Annotated in this window: 22 protein-coding genes; all 22 read right to left on the bottom strand. The window is 34.4% G+C overall.

The features are described from left to right. Nucleotides 1–199 precede the first annotated feature (199 nt). Nucleotides 200–805 carry an RdgB/HAM1 family non-canonical purine NTP pyrophosphatase gene (gene rdgB / locus PHD84_00210; GenBank protein MDD5636240.1) on the bottom strand — a complete coding sequence of 202 codons (606 nt, stop codon included), beginning with the start codon at nt 803–805 and terminating at the stop codon, nt 200–202. Then, the gene (gene rph / locus PHD84_00205) at nt 799–1,524 is read right to left on the bottom strand and encodes a ribonuclease PH (GenBank protein ID MDD5636239.1); all 726 of its coding nucleotides are present in this window, start codon (nt 1,522–1,524) and stop codon (nt 799–801) included. Before rph ends, rdgB begins: the two co-directional genes overlap by 7 nt. Nucleotides 1,525–1,559: 35 nt before the next feature. Then, the gene (locus PHD84_00200) at nt 1,560–2,420 is read right to left on the bottom strand and encodes a polyprenyl synthetase family protein (GenBank protein ID MDD5636238.1); all 861 of its coding nucleotides are present in this window, start codon (nt 2,418–2,420) and stop codon (nt 1,560–1,562) included. Next, nucleotides 2,421–2,690, bottom strand: coding sequence for an exodeoxyribonuclease VII small subunit (locus PHD84_00195; GenBank protein MDD5636237.1), 270 nt, complete (start codon nt 2,688–2,690; stop codon nt 2,421–2,423). It lies immediately after the preceding gene. After that, on the bottom strand, nt 2,683–3,918 hold the full coding sequence (xseA, locus tag PHD84_00190; GenBank protein ID MDD5636236.1) for an exodeoxyribonuclease VII large subunit: 1,236 nt from the start codon (nt 3,916–3,918) through the stop codon (nt 2,683–2,685). Before xseA ends, PHD84_00195 begins: the two co-directional genes overlap by 8 nt. Nucleotides 3,919–3,954: 36 nt before the next feature. Next, nucleotides 3,955–4,374 (bottom strand): transcription antitermination factor NusB, encoded by a 420-nt coding sequence (gene nusB / locus PHD84_00185; protein ID MDD5636235.1) that lies wholly within the window; start codon nt 4,372–4,374, stop codon nt 3,955–3,957. Nucleotides 4,375–4,418: 44 nt separating this feature from the next. Then, nucleotides 4,419–4,847 (bottom strand): Asp23/Gls24 family envelope stress response protein, encoded by a 429-nt coding sequence (locus tag PHD84_00180; protein MDD5636234.1) that lies wholly within the window; start codon nt 4,845–4,847, stop codon nt 4,419–4,421. Nucleotides 4,848–4,854: 7 nt separating this feature from the next. Further along, nucleotides 4,855–5,412, bottom strand: a complete 558-nt coding sequence (gene efp / locus PHD84_00175; protein MDD5636233.1) for an elongation factor P — start codon at nt 5,410–5,412, stop codon at nt 4,855–4,857. A gap of 87 nt (nt 5,413–5,499) precedes the next feature. After that, the gene (locus tag PHD84_00170) at nt 5,500–6,726 is read right to left on the bottom strand and encodes a serine hydroxymethyltransferase (protein MDD5636232.1); all 1,227 of its coding nucleotides are present in this window, start codon (nt 6,724–6,726) and stop codon (nt 5,500–5,502) included. Between the two features lie 14 nt (nt 6,727–6,740). Next, on the bottom strand, nt 6,741–7,850 hold the full coding sequence (locus PHD84_00165) for a Xaa-Pro peptidase family protein (protein ID MDD5636231.1): 1,110 nt from the start codon (nt 7,848–7,850) through the stop codon (nt 6,741–6,743). A 189-nt stretch (nt 7,851–8,039) separates the two neighbouring features. After that, on the bottom strand, nt 8,040–9,386 hold the full coding sequence (rimO, locus tag PHD84_00160; GenBank protein ID MDD5636230.1) for a 30S ribosomal protein S12 methylthiotransferase RimO: 1,347 nt from the start codon (nt 9,384–9,386) through the stop codon (nt 8,040–8,042). A gap of 498 nt (nt 9,387–9,884) precedes the next feature. Beyond that, nucleotides 9,885–11,033, bottom strand: coding sequence for a hypothetical protein (locus tag PHD84_00155; GenBank protein ID MDD5636229.1), 1,149 nt, complete (start codon nt 11,031–11,033; stop codon nt 9,885–9,887). A 321-nt stretch (nt 11,034–11,354) separates the two neighbouring features. After that, nucleotides 11,355–14,537 carry a glycoside hydrolase family 38 C-terminal domain-containing protein gene (locus tag PHD84_00150; GenBank protein ID MDD5636228.1) on the bottom strand — a complete coding sequence of 1,061 codons (3,183 nt, stop codon included), beginning with the start codon at nt 14,535–14,537 and terminating at the stop codon, nt 11,355–11,357. A 112-nt stretch (nt 14,538–14,649) separates the two neighbouring features. Further along, nucleotides 14,650–15,471: a carbon-nitrogen hydrolase family protein gene (locus tag PHD84_00145; GenBank protein MDD5636227.1), complete on the bottom strand. Its 822-nt coding sequence runs from the start codon at nt 15,469–15,471 to the stop codon at nt 14,650–14,652. Between the two features lie 45 nt (nt 15,472–15,516). Then, nucleotides 15,517–15,684: a hypothetical protein gene (locus PHD84_00140; protein MDD5636226.1), complete on the bottom strand. Its 168-nt coding sequence runs from the start codon at nt 15,682–15,684 to the stop codon at nt 15,517–15,519. 47 nt (nt 15,685–15,731) lie between these two features. Beyond that, nucleotides 15,732–16,838, bottom strand: a complete 1,107-nt coding sequence (locus PHD84_00135; protein MDD5636225.1) for an ABC transporter ATP-binding protein — start codon at nt 16,836–16,838, stop codon at nt 15,732–15,734. 11 nt (nt 16,839–16,849) lie between these two features. After that, nucleotides 16,850–17,665 carry a carbohydrate ABC transporter permease gene (locus PHD84_00130; GenBank protein ID MDD5636224.1) on the bottom strand — a complete coding sequence of 272 codons (816 nt, stop codon included), beginning with the start codon at nt 17,663–17,665 and terminating at the stop codon, nt 16,850–16,852. Between the two features lie 2 nt (nt 17,666–17,667). Continuing rightward, complete coding sequence (locus tag PHD84_00125; protein ID MDD5636223.1) at nt 17,668–18,543, bottom strand: sugar ABC transporter permease; 876 nt, start codon at nt 18,541–18,543, stop codon at nt 17,668–17,670. A 136-nt stretch (nt 18,544–18,679) separates the two neighbouring features. Continuing rightward, nucleotides 18,680–19,981 (bottom strand): ABC transporter substrate-binding protein, encoded by a 1,302-nt coding sequence (locus tag PHD84_00120; GenBank protein MDD5636222.1) that lies wholly within the window; start codon nt 19,979–19,981, stop codon nt 18,680–18,682. Between the two features lie 195 nt (nt 19,982–20,176). After that, nucleotides 20,177–21,166 (bottom strand): LacI family DNA-binding transcriptional regulator, encoded by a 990-nt coding sequence (locus PHD84_00115; protein MDD5636221.1) that lies wholly within the window; start codon nt 21,164–21,166, stop codon nt 20,177–20,179. Nucleotides 21,167–21,460: 294 nt separating this feature from the next. Beyond that, nucleotides 21,461–21,817 (bottom strand): DUF1232 domain-containing protein, encoded by a 357-nt coding sequence (locus PHD84_00110; protein MDD5636220.1) that lies wholly within the window; start codon nt 21,815–21,817, stop codon nt 21,461–21,463. Nucleotides 21,818–22,082: 265 nt separating this feature from the next. Further along, nucleotides 22,083–23,162 (bottom strand): PKD domain-containing protein, encoded by a 1,080-nt coding sequence (locus PHD84_00105; GenBank protein ID MDD5636219.1) that lies wholly within the window; start codon nt 23,160–23,162, stop codon nt 22,083–22,085. Nucleotides 23,163–23,206 lie beyond the last annotated feature (44 nt).

Below are 23,206 nucleotides of genomic sequence, written 5' to 3'. Positions count from 1 at the left end.
CAAAAGTATTATATAGTATATCAAATTAGAAGTCAACAAAGTTATCCCTCTTTTCCTGTAATTTGGGAAGCAAGTAATTTCATTATAATTAAAATTAAAAATAATGTAAATAAATAATATATCAGATACCAGTTATAGGGAGTAGTTTTAAGAAATGAAAAAAGAGGTTTAAATTTACTTTCTTTATGAATAGTTTTAACTATTCTGACAATTTTTTAAAATTATAATGAACAATAATTTTTTGAACTATCTTATCAAGAGCAATAGAGCGGTGGCTTATCTTATTTTTTATTTGCTCTCCCATTTGAGCGAAAGTAAGTTCATATCCATCTGGAATAAAAATGGGATCATAACCGAAACCAGATTGTCCTCTGGGTAACAACGTAATTTTTCCGGAACAAATACCCTTTGTAGTATAGACTATATTTTCAGGAATTACTAAGCTCATAACACAGATAAAACAAGCTTTTCTTTGTTTCTCAGTAATACCTTGTAGCTCCTTTAAAACCTTTTCAATTCTTTCCTCATCAGTTTTTCCCCATCTGGCAGAATATACACCAGGTTTCCCACCCAAAGAATCAATTTCCAGTCCAGAATCATCTGCTAGAGCAGGTAAATTGGTATAATGCGAAACTATAGTTGCTTTAAGAACTGCGTTGTCAGAAAATGTTTTACCATTTTCTTCAATTTCAGGAATTTGAGGATAATTCTGCAAGCATTCTACTACTATTGGATAATCTTTCAGTTTTGCTCTGATTTCTTTTACTTTTCCCTCATTACGAGTAGCGAGTATTAATCTTAGCATAGCTCCCCAATTATTTCCTTCTCTACCGAAATAACCTGTTTCATACCAATTTTAGCTAATTCAATTAATTTAATTAAATTTCTCATAGAAAAGGGTCGATCTTCAGCAGTTCCCTGAATTTCAACCACATCCCCCCGCTCAGTCATTACTAAATTCATGTCTACTTGAGCATGGCTGTCTTCTTTAAAATCCAAATCTAGCAATATCTCTCCATCTACAATTCCTACGCTCATTGCACCTAAAAAATGTTTTACTGGAATGGTGCCAATCTTTTTCTCAGCTTTTAAGTATTGCAATGCATCAATCAAAGCAATAAAAGAACCGATAATAGAAGCTGTTCTGGTTCCGCCATCTGCCTGCAATACATCACAATCCATCCAGATCATTCTAGAACCAATCTTTTCCAGGTTGGTTACTGCTCTTAGTGAGCGACCTACCAATCGTTGAATTTCCTGAGATCTTCCGTCAATTTTTCCCTTCACCGAATCCCTTATATTCCTGAACTGATTTGCACGGGGAATCATGGAATATTCAGCTGAAATCCAACCCTGCTGTGTTCCTCTTAAAAAAGCAGGCACCTTCTCTTCTACACTTGCGGTACAGATTACTCTAGTATCTCCCATCTCAATAAGTACAGACCCTTCAGAATATTTTATATAATTTCGCATTATTTTTATTGGTCTGATTTCATCATACTTGCGATTATAAGCTCTTAGCATGGCTCCTACACTCTTCTCTCTCTAAAAATATACATTTACTCTTTCCGGTGTTGTACATAATCTACCAATTTACAAAATAAGTCAGCCTTACTTCCAAAAATTGACATACTTTCTTTTGCCAATCTGCAATATTGCTGAATCCAATCTCTCGATTTTTCAACACCAAAAATTGCGGGATAGGTTGGTTTATCATAACCTTTTTTATCCTGTTGTAAATCAAGTAAATCATCAGTAATTTGAAAAGCAAGGCCTATATTCTCACCAAATCCATTCAATGCTGAAATTTGTTCTTCACTCGCTTGAGACAATAAAGCTCCTGCTTCCAAAGAAGCACAGATTAAAGCTGAAGTCTTTTTTAAATAAATATCCTTGATATTATCTGTATTCTGGTTTTGAGACTGCCAGTTAATGTCCTCTACCTGCCCTCCCAGCATCTTCTTTGTTCCCAGCATATCAAGTATATTCTGTAATACCAGAATAACTGAATTTTTACTAACTCCTTCTAATTCTGCATTCTGACAAATAAAAGACAATCCCATTACTAACAAAGCATCGCCAGTTAATACCGCCATACCTTCTCCAAAAATTTTATGATTGGTCAACTTCCCCCTGCGATAGTCATCATCATCCATGCAGGGTAAATCATCATGAACCAGGGTAAAGCAATGGATTAATTCAATCCCGGCAGCAGTAGGTAATACCAGTTCATAGGATTTCCCTAATAATTCCGCAGTCATTAAGGTCAATATCGGCCTGAGCCTTTTACCACCATTTAAAACACTATAACGGATAGATCGATGTATCAGGAAAGGATTTTCTTGTTCTGAAGGTAGTTTTTCTACCAGGTACTGATCAATAATTTTCTTTTTTTCCTGTAAGTAGGAAGTTAATTCCATTTACTTGTTATTAGCCTCTTCATTATTATTTACAGAAAATGGTTCAGTATGATATTTTTTATCACCCTCTCTGGTTAGCTTTTCAACTTTTTGTTTTGTTTCATTTAATTTTTTTAAGCATTTATCTGAAAAATGCATTCCTTCTTCGTATAACTTTAATGCCTCATCTAAATTAAGTTCGCCTTTTTCCAGTTCTTCTACAATTTCTTCCAGTTTTTTTAATGAATCTTCAAAAGATATATCTTCATCCTTTTTTTTCTTATCACTCATTCTTTATTTCCTCCTTTCCGAAAACATTTGCTGAAATTTTACCATCTTGAATTAGAACCTCAATTTGATTATCTTTTTCTACCTGATTAATTTTTTTAACTACTATCCTTTCAGGTATTTTCAAACAAATACTATATCCCCTACTCAGTATCGATTTAGGGCTTAAAGTAATGATTTTCTCTTTATAGTTTATTAAAATATTTTCATTTATATTAACAATATGTTTCATATTCAATTTCAATCGATTATGTAAATCATCAATGGTTTGTAGATGTTGAAGAATCTGGTTTTTCGGGCTTTGATATTTTAAATTTACCACTGTATTCAAATATCTCTGTTCTTTCAATTCCATAATATGCCAGATAATACGATTTAATTTCCCCTGCATTAATCTAAGATGCTGGACTAAACTTTCTTTATCAGGAATAGTCATTTCAGCTGCCCCCGAAGGAGTAGGAGCACGAAGATCTGCTACAAAGTCAGAGATGGTAAAATCAGTCTCATGACCCACAGCTGATACAATGGGAATCTGGGAAGCGTAAATAGCCCGGGCTAATCTCTCTTCATTAAAAGCCCATAATTCTTCAATTGACCCTCCTCCTCTACCGATGATAATGAAGTCCAGTTCCGGTAATTCCTGGTTAAGGAAGTCAATATTTTCGGCAATCTGTCTTGCTGCCTCATCTCCTTGCACCTGAGCTGGAACAATAATAATATGCATATTAGTAAATCGCCGCAAGGTAATAGAAATAATATCTTTGATAGCCGCTCCGGTAGGTGAGGTAATAACAGCAATTTTACGAGGTATTTTTGGTAAAGTCTTTTTTATTTCAGGTCTAAACAGCCCCTCTGCTTTTAGTTTTTCCTTTAAAGCTTCGAAGGCAGCAAATAAGGCACCCTTTCCTGCTTCAGTCATTTGAGAAACATAAAACTGATATTCTCCTCTTCTTTCATACACCCTTACCTCTCCTTTTGCTTTTACACTTATTCCATCTCCTGGCTCAAAATCAAGTCCCTGATTATTCCCCCGAAACATCACACATTTTATCTGACTTTGATCATCTTTTAAAACAAAGTACATATGACCTGAAGAATGATATTTAAAATTACTTATCTCACCTATAATGGTGATATTATGAAGAAGAGGATCGGAATTAAAAAGCATTTGAATATGATGAGTAATGCTGCTTACGGTAAATATTTTTTCATTGATAGAGTTTATTAACATCTAAGGCCTTAAATTTTTAATTTTTTTGTACTTATACTAATTATCATTTTTTTCAACTTTACCTAAAACGCCATTGACAAAACCAAAGGAATTTTCAGTACTGTATTTTTTTGCTAATTCCACTGCCTCATTTATGGAAACACTTTTAGGAATGTTATCAATAAAGACTATTTCATAAATAGCAATTCGTAAAATATTACGGTCAATATTGGCCATTCTTTCTAATGACCAGTTATTCGCATGTTTTCTAATTAGCGCGTCTATTTCATTTAGATTTGCCAGGACTCCCTTTACTAAATCTTGGGAAAAAGAGATAATACTATCAGAATCATTGCATTGCAATAGGTCCTCAATTTGAAAGGTGTATGAACTTGCCTCATTGACATTACAATGAACAAGATCAACTTGAAATAGTATTTTCAACGCCATCTCCCTGGCTACTCTTCTATTCCCCATAACTTCCCCAAGCACTTATTTTATTATCAAATTGTACTTTGTCTTTAGAATATTTTTAAAAAGCTCCCTGAAGCAACTAATTTTCCCTTATTATAGTGTTTCTTAGAAAAACGTATGCTCTGAATATGAACATTGATTTGATCAACGTCCAGACTGGTTGCCTCTTTAATTTTTTCCTTCACCTTTGTCTGGACTTCCCAGGTTAAATCAGGGATTCTTATACCATACTGAATGTTCAAAAAGAGATTGACCAACAACGAATCTGGTTTTATTTCTATCCTGATTTCCTGAGTAATATTGTTGCTTTCTTTACCGGTGTCATCGACCGAAGACTGGATAATTTTTGGCATACCAGTCTTCCTTGGATGTATTATGCCATTTATATCCTGCAAAACAAGACCAATTAATACTTCAATGGTAATTCGGGAAATATTGATACTCCCCTTATCGGTAACAATACTCGCTAATTCCATATATTTTTTATACTCTTTCCTGATATTTTTTATCACTTGTTGCTATTTTAATAATATCCCCCTCCTTGATAAAGAGAGGAACCTGTATGATCGCACCGGTTTCCACAATTGCAGGTTTCATAGCCCCGGATACCGTATTCCCCTTTACTCCAGGCATGGTCTTTACTACCTGTAAGGCAATAGTGGTTGGCAGTTGAATACCGATTATCATACCCTTACAGGAGGTAACTTCAACATCATTTCCTTCTTTCAATAAATCAGCTGAATCACCTATCATCTCCATATCTATGGGTACTTGTTCATAGGTATCCTTATCCATAAAATAATAATTATGACCATCATTATAAATATATTGCATATCTTTACGTTCTATGATTGCTTGTTCAAACTTTTCACCAGCTCGAAAGGTTCTATCAATAACTGCTCCGGTTTGTACATTTTTTAATTTTGTTCGAACAAAGGCACCTCCCTTACCAGGTTTAACGTGTTGAAATTCAATAATAGTATATAAATAATTATCTAATTCTATGCTTAAGCCATTTTTAAAATCGCTGGTAGAAATCAAGTTAACTCCCCCTTACCTTTCTAGAATATATATTATTCAATTATTTATCACATTGATTTTAATAATAAATGCTGTTTCAGCGCCAGGTTAAACAACAAACTGATGACATAATGTCTGTACATCTTGCCGTACTTCCTGCCTTACCTTTCCATTATCAATATTACAAAGTACTCTGTCAATTAATTCAGCAATAAGGGTCATCTCTTTTTCTTTCATACCTCGGCTAGTCATAGCCGGTGTACCAATACGAATACCGCTGGTAACCATAGGTGGTTGGGTATCAAAAGGTACAGCATTTTTGTTCACTGTAATACCCGCCTCTTCTAATGCCTTTTCCGCCTGTTTACCGGTAAGGCCCTTATTCCTTAAATCAACCAGCATCAAGTGGTTATCAGTTCCCCCAGATACCAGCCGATAATCCATTTCCATTAACCTCTGAGCCAGGACAGAGGCGTTCTCTTTAATTTGTCTCTGATAAGTAATAAAATCATCTTGCATAGCCATTTTAAAGCAAACCGCCTTAGCAGCAATAACATGCATCAAGGGACCCCCTTGAATACCAGGGAAAATACTCTTATCAACTTGTTTAGCAAATTCTTCCTGGCAGAGTATTAAGCCTCCTCTTGGTCCCCTTAATGTTTTGTGAGTTGTAGTAGTAACAAAATGGCAATGTGGAATTGGGCTTATATGCTCACCGGCAACAACCAATCCGGCAATATGAGCAATATCGGCCATCAGAAATGCTCCAACTTTATCAGCTATTTCTCGAAATTTGGCAAAGTCTATTTCTCTGGGATAGGCACTGGCGCCGGCAACAATCATTCTGGGCTTATTCTGTAAAGCCAAACTTTCCAATTCATCATAATCAATTCGTCCCGTATTTCTGGTAACGCCATAAGGTATTATATTATATAGCATTCCAGAAAAATTTACCGGACTGCCATGAGTAAGATGACCACCATGAGCAAGGTTCATAGAGAGGATAGTATCTCCGGGTTTTAATATACTGAAATAGACTCCCATATTGGCCTGTGATCCTGAATGAGGTTGTACATTAGCATGATCAGCTGAGAATAATTGTTTAGCCCTCTCAATGGCTAAAATTTCCACTTTATCAATAAACTGACATCCGCCATAATACTTTTTACCGGGATAACCTTCTGCATATTTATTGGTTAAGACAGAACCCTGGGCTTCCAAAATTGCATCGCTGACAAAATTTTCAGAAGCAATAAGTTCTAGAGTATATTTTTGACGCTCTTCTTCTTTCTTGATAAGTTGATATATATCTAAATCAACCTTTTCTAAACTCATTTCTTTTCTCCTATTTATATAAAATTTTTTTCGGAATAAAAAGCAAGAGATAGCTCTTTAGGTAGCATAGTAAGTATATGACAACCTTTTTCGGTTATTACTACCGTATCTTCAATTCGTACTCCTCCCAGACCAGGAACATAAATACCAGGTTCAATTGTTACTACCATACCTGGTTGTAATATGGTTTTATCGTAAGAATTAAGGTGTGGAAACTCATGAATATCCAATCCAACGCCATGACCTAAGGAATGCTGAATAAAATCGCCATAACCACTTTCTTCTATTACCAAGCGGGCAAATTCATCCAGTTCTTTACATTGTACCCCAGCTTTAACTTTCTGTAATGTCTCTATTTGCACTTGTTTGATAATATTAAATATTTGCTCCTGCCCTTTATCTGGTTTTCCTAATATTAATGTTCGGGAACAATCCGAGTTATACATGCCATAATTACAACCAAAATCAATTACTATGAGTTCGCCATCTTTAATCTGTTTATCAGATGGTGCACCATGAACCAGGACACCTCTCTCACCTGAAGTTACAATCAAATCAAAGGCTTCCTTGGTAGCACCCTCTTTTCGCATATTATAATTCAATCGGTTGGCCAGGGCAAGCTCAGAAATCCCGGGTGATAACTCTCCCACGGTTTCCTGAAAAGCAGTATCAGCAATTTGCACAGCTTTTTTTATCAAATTAATCTCAGATTGATCTTTAACTATACGAACTATTTCAAGGATATTGGTAAAGGGAAATAATTTTAATTGTGGCATAACCTGTTGATATTTTTGATAATCGCTAACTTTAAGAAAATCGGATTCAAATCCTAATTCCTTTATCTTCAATTCTGCAATAAGATTAGATAAAGAAATAGTCTGAGCATCATTCTGTTTCAATTCCTGGATAATAATATCACAATGTTGCACTTCTGTTTTTGCCTGTTCGGTATAACGTGAATCAGTAATAAGATAGTTTTGATCAGGAGTAGAAAGTAGAAGGCCTTCTCCTTTAAACTGGGTCAAATAAAAGATATTTTTAGGATTAATAACCAGGAAGGCATTGGGTTGTATTACACCTTTATTTATTTCCAGCCAGAATTTTTTTATTCTCTCCTTTATCAAAGTACGGCTTCCTTTCTCCTTATTTAGCTCTTGCATTAAACATGATATTTCTTATTTACTTCATATCTATCTTGCTAGTTAATCTGTGAGAACAGCATTACCAATTTCTAAAAATGCAGGTTAAAAATAAAAAATAATTAGTTATGTTATTATAACCATAATTTTTCTCAATCTGCAAATATTAAATTTCTATTCATAACATATATTACCATCTAAATGATAAGGATATGCTTTACTAATTTCAACCTTCACCCAGTTCCCTATATCCTTTTTCTTCCCATTCAAGATAAAAATATTCCCATCGATTTCAGGAGCTTCAGCACAGGAACGACCTACCAGAATATCTTTCTTTTTTTCAGAAATCTCGTCAATTAATACTTTTATCTTTTTACCTACCTTTCTCTTTTGATGATTTAAAGCAATTTTTTGTTGTATTTTCATTAATGTATCTAATCTTGTTTTCTTAATCTTTTTCGGTATTTGATCCGAGTATTTACTGGCCAAACAACCGGTCTCATTATAATAAGTGAAGACTCCTACCTGTTCAAACTGATATTCCTGCACAAAATCACACAGTTCCTGAAAATCAGCGTCTGTCTCTCCAGGAAATCCTACCATAAAGGTAGTGCGCAAGGTTAATCCGGGAATATTTTTTCTCAATTTTTCAATAAGTGTTATTATGTCTTTCTTATTAACTTTTCTATTCATTCTCTGCAATACCGAATTACTGATATGCTGGAGAGGTATATCCAGATAGGAACAAAATAGGTCATTTTTAGCCAGGCAATCAATTAACTGATCATCGTAATGAGCAGGATGGGTATAAAGAATTCTAATGCGATTCTCCTCAGACCACTTTAATTGAACCAATTTATACAACAAGCTTGCCAGTGATGGCTTGCCATAAAGGTCTACTCCATAATAGGTAGTATCTTCAGCTATTAGAATTATTTCTTTTAAAGGATATTTATCTATCAAAAATTGAGCTTCTGAAAAAATTGACTCCATAGTTCGACTACGATAGCTACCTTTAATATGGGGGATAAGACAATATGCACAGGCATTATTACAACCCTCGGCTATTTTAAGATAGGTGTAGTGTCCAGGAGTAAAAAGAAAGCGTGGAGAACTTTCCTTGTAAATAAAACATGGTTTTAAATTTACCTGAAATACATTTTCTCCTCTAGTAACTTTTTCCATAATATCGTTAATTCTGGCTATCTCATTAATGCCAATAAAAGCATCCACCTCAGGTAATGATTTTATCAGTTCTTGGAGCTCATATCTTTGAGAAAGACAACCGGCTACCACGATGTATTTTATTTTGCCATCTTTTTTTAATTGTGCCGCCTTTAAAATAGCATCAATGGATTCTTCAACTGCCGGTTCAATAAAACTACAGGTATTGATTAAGGCAATATCACAATCTTCTATATCATTAGTTAAGGTATAGTTATATTCTAATAGATAACCGCAAATAACTTCACTGTCTACTAAATTTTTAGGACAACCGAGTGATTGGATGCTTATACGCATAATTCTGCCTATCTATAACATATAAATATCTTTTTCAAATATATTTTTAAATATAGTATCATTGGGAAGAAATATGGTAAATAGGTTCAATCAGTATACCTGATAACGTCAGTGTAAATTTAAGAGTATTAGATTGCCATAATTGCTATTCTACCTTACAACGACTTATTAGTCTTACTCATTGAGTGTATAGTGCACTATAATATTACCTATTCCGTATAATGTTTCAAAAATACAGTGATAAGTAATAATTAATAAGCAAAAAGCAAGTATTTTTATTTATAGAAATATTAATCTATTGCTCTTAATTAAAAATTAACCACTGTAAACTAATTAACGCTAATGGCTAAAGAATACCATTTGTGAGAATAAATACTTGAAATTGCTTCTCCTATCCCTTAACCAGATTAAGAGATGAGGGAAGCAATCCCATTCTAATTTACCCAAAAATATATAAACACAAGCTGAAAACTATAACCTTCTTAAACCAACCACCTTTTAGAATCGGTAAAAAGCAATAATGTTTTCTCCATCAGGCATTTTTTCTTCATCAAGAATATATACCTGTCCACCATTGGAAATAGTCTTTATAGCAGCAAAATTATATAAATCATATTGTTCATTTCCTTGTTCTGTCAGATATACCCGATTCTCTTCCGGATTAAAACTACCATACTGAGAAGCCCTATTCTTTATTAACAATTGTTCTACTCTACTAAAGTATGCAGCTGAAACGACATCTTCCAACTGGGTGGAGGTCTTACCGGTACCTTTTATATTATGATATAAAGATGTGATGTTTTCCAATTGGCTATGGAAATAACCTGAAGCTATGGGAAAGGCGTTCTTTAAAATTGTATCGGGTGAAATTTCATCAGGATTGCCTTCTATACTTTCTTCTAATAAGTAGGGATAAGAGTTTGCTTCATAATACATCGGGAAAAGATCTTTTACACATATTACAATTAAAGGAGACTTAGTTTTTTTATCCAGGTATTTATTCAAACCTTGATCTATTTGTCGGAAATATTGCATTAACTCTTCTCTCTTATCAGCATCAATTTCTCCTACTCCATGGAAAATTGTTCCAGCACCTTCTGAGCCAGAGGTATGCGAAGAAAGACTCTTCTCGTTTTCGGAATATTTAGATATTTCTTTTAAGCTCTCCGGAATACCTTCAATATCTAACTGCATAATACTTCCTCTGGTAGCCCGGAATATTCTGTTCATATTTCTGCTTAAGGCTAATACATAGTAAATATTATTAAACATAGTCTCTGGAATCAAAGGTATAATATTAAAATACTTACTTACTGAAGACTTCTCCGCTAACGAACTGTTTAAGCGAAAATAGTGGAATTGTCCGGGACTGACAAAGATAGCTAATCCTTCTTTCTGGTTTTGCCAAAAAACTCTATCTCCCAATAAATTCGTGGCTGGTTTTAATAAGTCTTCAATATTACGAATATCCACATTATATTTATCCTGTAATTCCTTTTTAACATTATTAAGCAGGTTTTTTAGTTGGATGGGCATTTTTTTTACGTCACTACTTGCTGCAGATATAGTCGGCATATAAATTGAAATACTAAGATCATCTTTTTCCTCAATCAGCTTTTCAATTGTTTTTTTAGTGATTTCTTTCACAATACATCCCTCCAATTTTATAAATTTTTATTTTATTCCAGTTATTCTGCCTATCTCTATTTTATATTTTATTAACTGATAATGCAATGAGGTTTTTAGGGGAAACACCGAATTAAATTAAAGAAGATTGAGATATTACTTTCTTTTTAACTACCTAAATTGATAGGGAGTGAATCGTAAAGACCATAATTTAAAATGAATTTTTCGAAAATAGGCTTAACCCGTTTTTATTCCGCAACATTTAATACCATAATGATTTTCTCTACAGGTCACCTTACTTTATTAGCAGTCACTAATTTAACAAGCTATCCATTTAGGCTATTAATTCTGCTTAAAATTAGATGGAAGAGTGGTCTTATTTTGAAGAATATTTAGACGATGTTGGTAATATTCAACAATATATTCATAAGCTCTTTTATTAATCCTGGCATTATTCAAGGCATATCCTATTTTTCTTAATTTCTCATTTATTTCTTTCAAGGACTCCCCAATGTAACTGGGTTTCTGAGCATAAGTCTGGAGATATTTTTTCTTTGCCAGCAATAGCGATAAATTTGCTTCCAGCATCTCTCTTTGAAAGGCTTCTACATCTCCTCTCGCCCTATGGTAACAAAAATCAAATTCTCTTGAATTTGCTGAATCAGGATGGTCATCTTTATGCATCCTATTTCTAATGTTAATAATCCTCTTTTTTGCTTTTTCAAGTTTTTTCTCGATTTCCTTTATTCTCAGCTCTTCTTGAAGAATATCACTCCTGGAAAGCAATGGAACTGTCTTGAGGGTATTAAAATTTGCTTCATAACTATTTTCAATGTCTAAAAATTCAACATTTTTCTGATTGGAAATAAAATCTCTCTTTGTACCAATTAATCTCTGCTTTTCTAAGAATAATTTTAGGGTAACAATCTTTTTGGGTTTTACAGTTAATTTAAATTTGTATTTATTTAAAGTTTGAATCTCCTTGATGATTTCTTCCTTAAGATTAACCAGATATACTTTTCGAATTATATTATCTGCTGAAATCTCTCCTCTTACCTTATTCGGAGAACAGTTGAATAATCTAAGAATAGTGGCACTTCCTTTTTCCATCTTTTTTAGTGCAGTTACTCTCAAAATATCGTTTTTCGATTTTACCTGTAATATACTCTTATTCTCTTTCCAATTACCCTTATGACCATTATTAGTCTTCACTAACCTGGGAGGGATATTAAACTCTTCCGCTAATCGGGGTATACCTCCCTGGTAACAATCTCCCTGGTGGAAGACAAGGGCATAGTGAAAAGTCATTTGACGTAAACATTGAGCTTCAGGGGTAAAAATTGTAGGTCCGGCATCACCGATCCTGGTTAAGAGATCCCCCCTGGCCAACCAACCAATTGATCGAAAAAGAGTAATGGCAATTGTGTTTCGCTCAGGAAGAATTTCATACTCCTTTAGGCCTCTATCTAATAATGCTATTCCTCTTTGCCCATTATTGATATCAACAAAACTACAATGGGGGAAAGTCATTACGGGCTTTTTCTCTCTTGCTCCAATCATAATACGTTGCACATTGTCCGGGATATTATGATCATCAAAAGTCCCTACTTTAATCCGATGTCTTGTAATATCAAATTGAGTGCCTGCAAAAGAATACCGGGTATCGATATCTGAAGAAAATAAAACTCTTAACCGATGATCCTTGACGGTATTTTTTAAACTTGTCTTAAAGCGAATAATAGGTGATTGGGCTTCGAGAGAAATCCAGGTAATAATTGGAAATTCTCTGTATCTATTTAAACGTGTTTTCCGGTCTGCAGAGAGAGATTCAGGTAATTGCATACCCAGACTTATTTTCACAATTACCTTTAGACTGCTTTTTTCAATTATTTCTATTCTTGCTTTACAATTTTCAGTACTAAAAATAATATCATTTTCAGGATAGGAATAGTTGTATTCGTCTCCAGCATCAGCACTATCAATAAAACTTCCCAGTCCTCGATAATGACATTGATTGATTTTATCAAACACATCTATGTTCCCATTATTATTTATTGTAATTTGTACAAATTTATTTTCTATTCTATTTTTTTCTACAATCACTTGATCAGAAATGGTCAATTTTGAACTCCGAGAAGACTTTTCTTGCTTATTACTGGTATAAATCGCTTTAAATCCGAAAGAGGGAATTCCCTCTACATAAACATGATAACTATTCGTATTCACTTTTTCTTGCAGTAATTCTCTTCCCTGTGAATCAATAAAAGTAGTTTTTCTCTTCTGATTTCTGGTGATGCTGAGGACCTTATTTCGAATCTCTTGAGTAGGATTAAACAACAAGTAAGTTGTGGAATCTTTTGGTTTAGCTGAGGTATCAACACTCATAGCGAGTTCATTCAGTTTATTATTTGAAATATGACGTGATTTTGACAAAATATGATGAAAGCTTTTCTCCATACCCGTATGAACATCATCGATACTAACTCCACAAATATTATCATGGGGATGATTCTTTAATAATTTTTTCCAACAGTCCATTAATTCTTTTCTATTATATTTCCATCCTGCCAACCAAGATAGAACTGATAAAGGCTCTGCATACCTTTCCAGTTCTTGCTGACATTGGTCATTCAGAAACTTTAAATATACCCTCGTTGATAGTGTACCTGGAAATACTGATATGTATCGTCCACTATAAAGAGCTCCCTTCAGTACCTTTAATTCAGGATTTTCTTTTTTAATGGTTTCTAGATATTTTTCAGGCGTACTTTGTGTTACTTGCATATTCGGGAAAGATTGTCTTTTTAAATCTGAAATAAATTCATCCGGGACCATTTCCTGGTCATAGCCGTTCATTAACAGAACATTGGAAGTAGTGGCAAAAGGAAATATTTTTTGAACTTCATTTAAAATTCTTTCATTCATAATTTCTTTGTACCTTCCCAGGCGCATAGCATTCCGATAACTGCTTAAGAGATAGATTGCAAGTAATTTAGTTTTATCTGGACTTTCCCATAAAAATTCAGAACGGATCCCAGTCGGTTCCATTTCAACTCCCCTCCAAACAAACAATCCTTTCAGGTTAAACTGATCATGTATTTGAACAGTCTGAGATACCTGACCAAAATTATCTAACAACCATCCCGCTTTCATGATACTACCAAGTCTTTCCGCAATTTGATGTCCAATTAACAAATTTCGGACTAAGGATTCGCCGCTGACTAATTGACTGTCAGGTTGCATATAGTAGGGGCCAATTAGAACCCTCCTCTGTTTACAATACTTTTGTATTAATTTACGATATTTTGAAGAATCCCTTTTTTGTCTTCTCAATTCCTTAAAAAAATCTTCCACAATCAGACTCTGTCCATCCAATACAAATGTATATTCAGTCTCTTTTTTTAGTATTGAAAATAGAGAGTTAAAAAAAGGAATTAACCACTCACTGGTATATTTATTGTCTAAAAACCATTCCCGATCCCAATGAGTATGAGAAATAATATGTATTTTTATTTCTTTTGACATTTTATTCATTGCTTTTTTCATAAAGACCGATTAATTAATAGAAAAATAAATTATTTTGGTATTCAATTATGTTTCAAAAGGGTGATTAAGAAGTATTTGAAAAAATGAAATGTTATATAAGCCGTTTTAGCTCCTGATAAATTTCAGCTCTAAGGCTTTTTGTGATTTTCTCCTGTTTTCTTTCCTGCATAATCATTTCTAGATTAATCTGCTCAATAATCACATCTTCCGAAGTCGGTGAGGCTTCTGATATAAGTTCACCTCTGGGATTTACAATTTTGCTCAAGCCACAATATCGAGTTTCCCCATCCTGCCCAACTCTGTTAACATGAGCAATAAAGACCTGGTTATCCTGTGCTCTGGCACAAGCCCGCAAATTTAAAAGATACTGAAATCCTTCCGGTATTGCCGAAAGAATAAAGATAATTTGCGCACCCTTCAGAGTAAGCACTCGAAATAATTCAGGAAAAGCATGGTCATAACAGATTGCAGCTCCCACTCGGATAGTTCCCAGATTAAATATTGGAATTTCTTTCCCGGCTTTAAAATATCTATGTTCTAAGGGATACAGAAAATATTTTCGATATTTCCCGGCTATTTCTCCCTCTTTATTGATAACAATGGCAGAATCATAGAGGATATCTGGACTGAACTCATCTTTTTCCACAATGCCTCCGATGATAGCCATCTTGTATTGTCTGGCTTTCTTGCACAATATTGCAGTAGTTTCGCCCGGAATCGTTTCTGCCAGGTCATAAAAGGCACTTCCGATTACTTCAAAATCATAACCAGTAGTAAATAGCTCCGGGAAACAGATGATATCGGCATGTCCTTTAACTTGGTCTAAAATTTCCAGGGTATGGTCAATATTTTTATCCTTATCCTTAAGCTGACAATCGATTTGTGCCAGTGCAATTTTAAATTTCTTACTCATCAAAGATAATCCTCCTCAATAAACTAACAATCATAACTTTATCACTCATCTATATTTTACAAATCCATCAAACATAATATAGGTAGACAAGAACATTATAATAGCAAAAAACAATCTCCAGACCAGTAAGGTTTCTAACAAATAAAAAAATAGAATAGCTGAAGCGATAATGGAAACAGAAAAAATTATTAGTTGTTTCATTTTTTTTGACACTCGATTTCTCCTCAAAACAAAGATTAATGATTTAGAAAAAGATGTAATTAAGAAAGAACTTCACCGGATTCTTGATTAAATAGATAAATATAATCTTTAGAAAAAGTAATCCACACTGTATCTCCTTCCCGAAAATAATCTACAGAATTTTCAATTGATATGAATAGCGTCTGTTCTACTTTGAGATGAATGTTATACTCTTTCCCAACTGGTTCAATGCGTAGTATGTTTGCTTGAAATAAGCCTTCTTTTTGATTACGAACAATCAGAACATTTTCTGGCCTTATTCCGATGATTATTTTGGAAAATTCTTTGTCAACAATGGATTCACTTTGTTCTGCAGTTAAGGGATAAAATAAAAACCGCAAATCAATACCGATGTTTTTTTCTTTCTTCACTAGATTTCCCTGGAATTTATTAATAGGCGGGCTACCGATAAAATCAGCGACAAATATGTTTTTCGGTTTTAGATACAAATCAAGCGGTGTCCCAATCTGTTCAATCCGGCCATTGTTCATTAATGCAATTCGGTCACCCATGGTCATGGCTTCAATCTGGTCGTGGGTCACAAAGATAGTGGTGACTCCTAATTCTTCTTGCAATTTTTTTAAATCCACCCGTGCCTGTACACGAAGTTTAGCGTCAAGATTAGCTAATGGCTCATCCATCAAAAATATTTTTGGATTTCTTACTATTGCTCTGCCTAAAGCAATCCGTTGTTTTTGCCCACCACTCAACGCCTTAGGTTTTCTCTGGAGTAAATGATCGATACCCAATAATTTTGCAGCTTGTGTTACTCTTTTCTCTATCTCCTTACTCTCTATTTTCCGAACTTCCAGAGGAAATGCCATATTGGAATAAACTGTCATATGTGGATAGATTGCGTAATCCTGAAAAACCATTGCTACTCCACGTTGCTGGGGAATTTTAAATATTTTCTTCTGTGGGGCATCAACTAATTCTTCCCCAAACCATATTTCCCCTTCATTGATATTTACCAGACCAGCAATACTGTTTAAAACAGTTGTTTTGCCACAACCCGAGGGTCCCACTAAAACTAGGAATTCTCGATCTTTAACTTCTAAATCCAACTTATTTACAGCAATTGTTTCATCATATTTTTTAGTCAATCCTTTAATGGTTAAGTTGGCCATACTGTTTCCTCCTATACATTACTATAACCACGAATAATATACTTTCCTAAAAAGATAAAAATAATCAAGGTAGGCAAAGATACCCATAAGGCACCTGCCATTTGTAAATTCCATTCCGCCACGAAAGAACCCTTTAAATTGGCCATGGCAACTGTTATCGGTAAATTCGCCTTACCACTGGTCAGGACCAGTCCCCAAATAAAATCATTCCAAATTACAACTACCTGTAGCAGGGCAGCTACCACAAAAGGAAGGACTGAGAGCGGTAGAATAACACGTCGGTAAATTGTCCATATACCTGCACCATCCACCTTGGCAGCATTAATGAAACTATTTGGTATTTCATCATCATAGAATGTTTTAAAGACAAAAGTACACATAGGAATCCCAAACAACATATACAACAAAACCAGAGCACCCAGATTTCCAAATAAATGCAATCTTGAAATAGTGCGAACCATAGGTATCAGTTGCACCTGGGGTGGGATATAAAGACATAATACCACCAGAATGAAGATAAAAAATGACCCTCGAAATTTACACTTGGAAAAGATGTATCCTAAAAAAGAACCAAAGAAAGTGGCAACCATAACACCGGAAAAGACCAGGATTATGCTATTGATTAAAGACCTTTTTAATAAATCGATGGATTCAATAAGTTTTACCATTGTTGGCTCCACCGGTGGTGTAATCGGCGTTGTTAGCACAACCTCTTTTGAGCTTTTTAAGGCAGTAACAATACAACTCCATAATGGAAGCAGGCTGTATATAACTAGTAATATTAACAATCCATACAAGACTATCCGAGTCGGTTTGATTGTATTCATAGCTATTTCTCCCTATAAATACGTAATAAAAAGGGAATAACAATAACCATACTGAGTAATAAAATTATTGTTGAATAAGATGCCCCATAAGCAAAACGATCAAAAGAAAAAGTCTCTTTAAACATAGTTATCCCCAAAATATGGGAAGAATATCCAGGTCCACCACGATTAAGAACCCAGATAAAATCAAATGCCTTCAATGCAAAACACATAAAAACAATAAAAGATGTAATAAAAGATGCTTTTAATTGAGGTAAAATAATTCGCCTATAAATGGTAATATTTGAAGCTCCATCCACTCTGGCTGCAGCTATTTGAGTTTGGGGAATTGATCGGATTCCTGCCAAAAAAATAATACAGGAATAACCGGCAAATTGCCAGATAAGAGCAATGATAATACAATACATTACCAGCTGGGGACTTGTAATCCATCCTTGCTGAAAAGATTCAAGGTTCATTTTTTGAAGAATAAAATTGATTATTCCATCCCTGGGACTGTACATCCAAGACCATAAAGTTGCCGTTACTACGAAAGAGAGCGAGAAAGGCAATAGATATATGCTGCGGAAAATCCCTTCTCCCTTCACATTTTGATCAAGCAAAATTGCCATTAATAAACCTATAATTATTACTCCGGGAACAAAAAGAACAATTAATAATATATTATTTTTTAATGAAATCCAAAATAGAGAATCATGAAAAAGCTGTATATAATTCTTTAGTCCGATAATATTATAACTGGGAATAAATCCTTCCCAATCAGTTAAGGAAATAATAAAATTCCATCCTGTAAAAATATAATAAAAGATGAATATAATGATGAGACCAGGCAAAATGACCATTAAAGCAATTAGTTTTTCTTTCTTACCCTGTTCCAATTAACTGCTCCTATTTTTTTAATCATACATTAATAATGTAAGGCTTCCATCAATCTATTTTTTAGATTAATGAAAACCTTACATTACCTCTCTATCAATACTATTTACTAATACTACAGTAACATAAAATTTTCATTTATGGTGTTAAATCCCATTGTTTTGGCCAATCAGTTTCTTGAACAATCCTGGCTATGGCTTTCGCAGCAGCCGCAGCATCCTTATTAATTCCGATTTCCTGAGATATAATATCCTGCAAATGACCCATAAAGGTTGCTGGAGTACCACTCCACATTCCAGGACGATAATATGCAGCTTCCTTGAAGTGAACAGCTGATTCATCTTTCTGATAATTAGAGAAACCTTCACCCATTAATGAATCAGTTCTGGCAGGGATAAAACCCTTAGGTCCTGCAAAAGAACTTTGAGCTTCCTTCGTAGCAATAATCTTAAACCAGTTCATTGCCTGAACGGGATGCTTAGTGCCTTTTGGCAATGCAAATACATCCAAGCTCACCCCAAAAATATCAGCAGCTCCGGGAGCATAAAAAGCACCAAAATCATCAGGATATTCCTTTCCTGCTACAATAAATTCACCAGCACCACAGTCACCCATAATACTAAATCCTGCTGCACCAGTAACAACACGCCCCATTGCTTCATCCCAGGTTAGAGCTGCATGATCAGAATTATAGTATTGACTCATCTTAACCATTTTTTCCAGTGTATCAACCAGCTGCAGATGTGATTCTGTGCTTACTTTCCCATTAATAAAATCTTCATAATAGGTAACTCCTTGACTGGCAGTAAGGGTACGGAAAATATATGTTAATGGCCAGGCATTTTTATCACCCAGTGCAATTGGATCAATGCCTTTTTTCTTTAGAGTTTCGCAAATGTTCCAAAAATCATCCCATGTTTTCGGTTCAGTTAATCCGTTTTCTGCAAATATCTTGGTATTGTAAAAGAAAACGCCAGCCTGTTGCACTCCGCAGGGAATGGCATAATAATGGCCATCAGGCATTTTACACATATCTTCTACCACATCTGGTACAGCTTCTTTCACTTCATCCGTCCATACCTCATCAATAGAAATTAACATATCTGCTTCCCAGTAAGGTATCAAACCAAACGGATAGCTCTGAAATGAATCAGGAGCTTCTCCTGCTAGCATTAATGTATGCATCACTTGCCGCATCTCCAAACCACCCCCACCGGCAACAGGGCTTTCTAAAACAGTAACATCAGGGTATTCATTGAGATATTGTCCAATTAATGCGTCCATGGCAGCTTTTTCTGAACCTGAAGTCCACCAGTGATAAATCTCTAAAATTTTGGCCTCTTTATCAGCAGAAATTCCGTTAAAAGCAAAACTCAGCAGAAAAATAGCAGCAAGTAAAAATATTTTAAAAAAATGAAGAGATCGCTTAATTTTTTTCAATTAATTATCCCCCTTAAATTTTAATAAAATTAATGGCCAACTCTTTACCACCTCCTTTTTTGACCATTAACAAAAAGGAATGCCATCGATGGCATTTTATATATTATCACTATATCATTACCTTTTTTCATTGTCAAATAAAAATATTTACTGCTATCTTAATATCTTTATGGCTTAATTATGGAGAATTGGAGGTTATGTTGAATCTCGGATGATTAATTTTGGCTGGAATATCTTTCTCCGACAGGGTTGGTTAGTTAAATCTCTTAACTGGATGTCCAATATCTTCATAGCCCATTCGGACATCTGATAAATAGAATGGTCAATCGTTGATAGGGCAGGATAATAGTATTCTGATATTAAAATATTGTCAATACCTAATACAGCGATATCCTGAGGTATTCGTAATTTTCTTTCCTGTATCTCATGATATACCCCGAGTGCTCTTTCATCCCCAGAAACAAAAACTGCATCTGGAATCTTTTGATCCATAATATTTTTCATCCTCTGATATGCCATTTGTGGACTTCTGATTCCATATTCAATTTTTACCAGTTCATATATAATATTATACTCTTTTATAGCTTGTAAAAATCCTTTTGCTCGATCTTGACTAACGGTAAAATTCTTATCACCCAGAAGGAATACGATTGATTTTCTGCCTCTTTTAATCAAATGCTCTGCACCTATGTATCCTACTTTAAAGTTATCCAGGTTAACAAAGGATGTAGAATCATATATATTATCTCTTCCGATTATAACAAAGGGAATATTACTGTTTACAAGGTAGTCAATGCGCATGTCCACCTCACGGGTATCAAAAATAAAAGCTCCATCTGCCAGGCCATGTTTTAGTAAATAAAAGCCATCATGTTTATTTTCTTCCACCTGATAGGCTGAAGATTTAGACACAATAAGTTTATACCCAAAATCATTGGCCATATCATTCAGATTATTAATAAAAACATTGGTAAAACTTCCCATATAATTGGTGGTATTTTTTTCTAAAAAAACAATGAGGATTCCGGTCCTTTTTTTTCGAAGTGACCTGGCAACTAAATTGACCTGATAACCAGTCGAACTGATAATACGGTTTATCTTTTCCCTTGTTTTTTGACTAACCCTTGCTTCTCTGTTAATTACGCGGGAAACTGTTCGTTGAGACACACCGGCAATTTCAGCAATATCTTTGATAGTATACTCTCTTATTTTAACTCACTCCTCTTATGGATATCTTATCTTAATCATTTAATTGATCCTAGTAAAGTAATGCAAGTTATCTTTAAAATCATTTCCAGTTTTATTAAAAGTTTCCTGTTTTTTTATTTTAAAAACTTCCCAGCCTTTTTTTGGTGATATAATTATTTTAAACTTCATAAATCTATCAGTATTAACTAATTTTCATCATTTTTGTGGTCAATAAAATTTTAGCATAGTAAGATTTTTAATTCAAAAAAAGTTTATAGCGATAAATACCATTTATCTTTTATAATAAAACTGACTGAATCGTTGCTTCATTTCCATATCAATTGCTTTAACATGTTTTTCCACAACCTCAGGAGGGCTGAGATTAACCAATAATTTCATACAGCAATAAAAAATTATGACATCTTCTATCCAGCCAATAAAGGGTAATAAAATAACCGGAATTAAATCATATGGAGATAAAACATAAATAAAAGCGGCATAAGAAATTATTTTCAGATACAGAGGAACATCTTTATCCCTGACCAGACGAAAGGCTAATTTAAAAAAATTGGGAATATGCATCAAGAGGCGTAACCAGAAATATTTTCTTTTTAGTGTCTTTTTTTCATCATTTTGATTATTAGCCATTTTCATCACACTCGGGAAAATTATTTTTTTCTAATTATCATTTTACAGCAAAGTAAAATCAAGTCAAATTAAAAAATTGGTAATTTCCAATAGAAAACCCCACTGGTATCATATAAAATACCAGTGGGGTATAGTTAATCAGAGAGTCTTTCCCTTCTATGTCAAGAGAACCGTCCCCATGACAGTCCCCATGACATACAGGGACGGCTCTGTATCACAATGACACAGAGAACCGTCCCCTATTTCTGTGACAATTCTTTATGGTTTATTTAAGCACAGTGATAGTGGTAGATCCACTTTGACTACCAACATGCGCAGTTACTTTAATAGTTATATTATTATCAGTAGAATTAGGCGGGACTGCCAACGCAGTTGTGGCAGTACCATCCGCATCGGTAACATCTACTGTGTTAGACAAGGTTCCTCCTTCAGTGCTGAATATTACATTTACGCCTACTACTGGTTCACCAACAGAATCTATAACATAGGCAGTTATGGTTGAATCTCCTCCACCACTAGCAAAGGATGCTGGTACTGCAACAACAATGATATTTATTGCAGTAAAGTAATCTACTGTAATACTTTCAAAAGCATATCCTTTATTACCAAAATAATCTGTTACGGTAAGTGTTACATTATAAGCACCAACATTATTATAGGTATGCTCAACAACAACTCCACTTCCTGTTGAACCATCTCCAAAATCCCAACTATAGCTGGCTATACCCCTATCATCTTTGGATTTTGATGCATCAAAAATTACACTAAACGGAGCTGTGCCAGTTGTATCTGGAATTACATCTATTTCAGCCGTTGGAGGCTCAAAGTCAACACCAGGCTGAATAGCCGGAAATTCTACTGTGACTGATTTAGATATGCCATGCCCTGCACCATCAGTGCCAATTAAGCTAATTGTGCAAGTAATTTCTGTAATCATTGGATTCATCTTAACATAATCCAACACCTGCTGATAATATAACGGCAAATCTGTTATTTCAGTTATATCTCCGGGAGTCCCGGGAGAATCAGAGTGGGCAACATAAAATGCCATACCAACTGTCTTTGTTAAATCAGGAATCAATACTCCATCATTATAATATTTATAGCCAAAACCTTCTCCAATAAATTCCACCTGGTTAATAGAGTAAATCTCCAAATCAATAGTACCTTCGTCTTCAGCAAATTTTATTTCAGTAAAATTAACTCTTATCTGGGCTTTGGGGTCAAAAACATTTAAAATACCTTCACCAAACCAGTTACAACCGGAAAGTGTTATAGCAAACAATATAAAAATTGATAATAACAGGACTATTTTCTTATTCTCTTTAGATATTTTTTTGGTCAAACCCTTCCCCTCCCTTTTTATAAAAAGTTTTCAGTTTATGGTTT

Source organism: Atribacterota bacterium (assembly GCA_028717805.1).
In the GTDB taxonomy this organism is placed as follows: Bacteria; Atribacterota; Phoenicimicrobiia; order Phoenicimicrobiales; family Stramentimicrobiaceae; genus Stramentimicrobium.
The sequence above is the reverse complement of the archived record's forward strand: the minus strand, read 5'-3'. Positions and strand labels throughout refer to the sequence as shown.

What these genes read in the sequence shown, in the direction of transcription:
- PHD84_00195 (MDD5636237.1), bottom strand. Translation starts at nt 2,690, where the DNA reads ATGAGTGATAAGAAAAAAAAGGATGAAGATATATCTTTTGAAGATTCA.
- rdgB (MDD5636240.1), bottom strand. Translation starts at nt 805, where the DNA reads ATGCTAAGATTAATACTCGCTACTCGTAATGAGGGAAAAGTAAAAGAA.
- PHD84_00150 (MDD5636228.1), bottom strand. Translation starts at nt 14,537, where the DNA reads ATGTCAAAAGAAATAAAAATACATATTATTTCTCATACTCATTGGGAT.
- PHD84_00200 (MDD5636238.1), bottom strand. Translation starts at nt 2,420, where the DNA reads ATGGAATTAACTTCCTACTTACAGGAAAAAAAGAAAATTATTGATCAG.
- nusB (MDD5636235.1), bottom strand. Translation starts at nt 4,374, where the DNA reads ATGGGGAATAGAAGAGTAGCCAGGGAGATGGCGTTGAAAATACTATTT.
- PHD84_00145 (MDD5636227.1), bottom strand. Translation starts at nt 15,471, where the DNA reads ATGAGTAAGAAATTTAAAATTGCACTGGCACAAATCGATTGTCAGCTT.
- rimO (MDD5636230.1), bottom strand. Translation starts at nt 9,386, where the DNA reads ATGCGTATAAGCATCCAATCACTCGGTTGTCCTAAAAATTTAGTAGAC.
- PHD84_00180 (MDD5636234.1), bottom strand. Translation starts at nt 4,847, where the DNA reads ATGGAATTAGCGAGTATTGTTACCGATAAGGGGAGTATCAATATTTCC.
- xseA (MDD5636236.1), bottom strand. Translation starts at nt 3,918, where the DNA reads ATGTTAATAAACTCTATCAATGAAAAAATATTTACCGTAAGCAGCATT.
- PHD84_00110 (MDD5636220.1), bottom strand. Translation starts at nt 21,817, where the DNA reads ATGGCTAATAATCAAAATGATGAAAAAAAGACACTAAAAAGAAAATAT.
- PHD84_00170 (MDD5636232.1), bottom strand. Translation starts at nt 6,726, where the DNA reads ATGAGTTTAGAAAAGGTTGATTTAGATATATATCAACTTATCAAGAAA.
- PHD84_00130 (MDD5636224.1), bottom strand. Translation starts at nt 17,665, where the DNA reads ATGAATACAATCAAACCGACTCGGATAGTCTTGTATGGATTGTTAATA.
- PHD84_00135 (MDD5636225.1), bottom strand. Translation starts at nt 16,838, where the DNA reads ATGGCCAACTTAACCATTAAAGGATTGACTAAAAAATATGATGAAACA.
- rph (MDD5636239.1), bottom strand. Translation starts at nt 1,524, where the DNA reads ATGCTAAGAGCTTATAATCGCAAGTATGATGAAATCAGACCAATAAAA.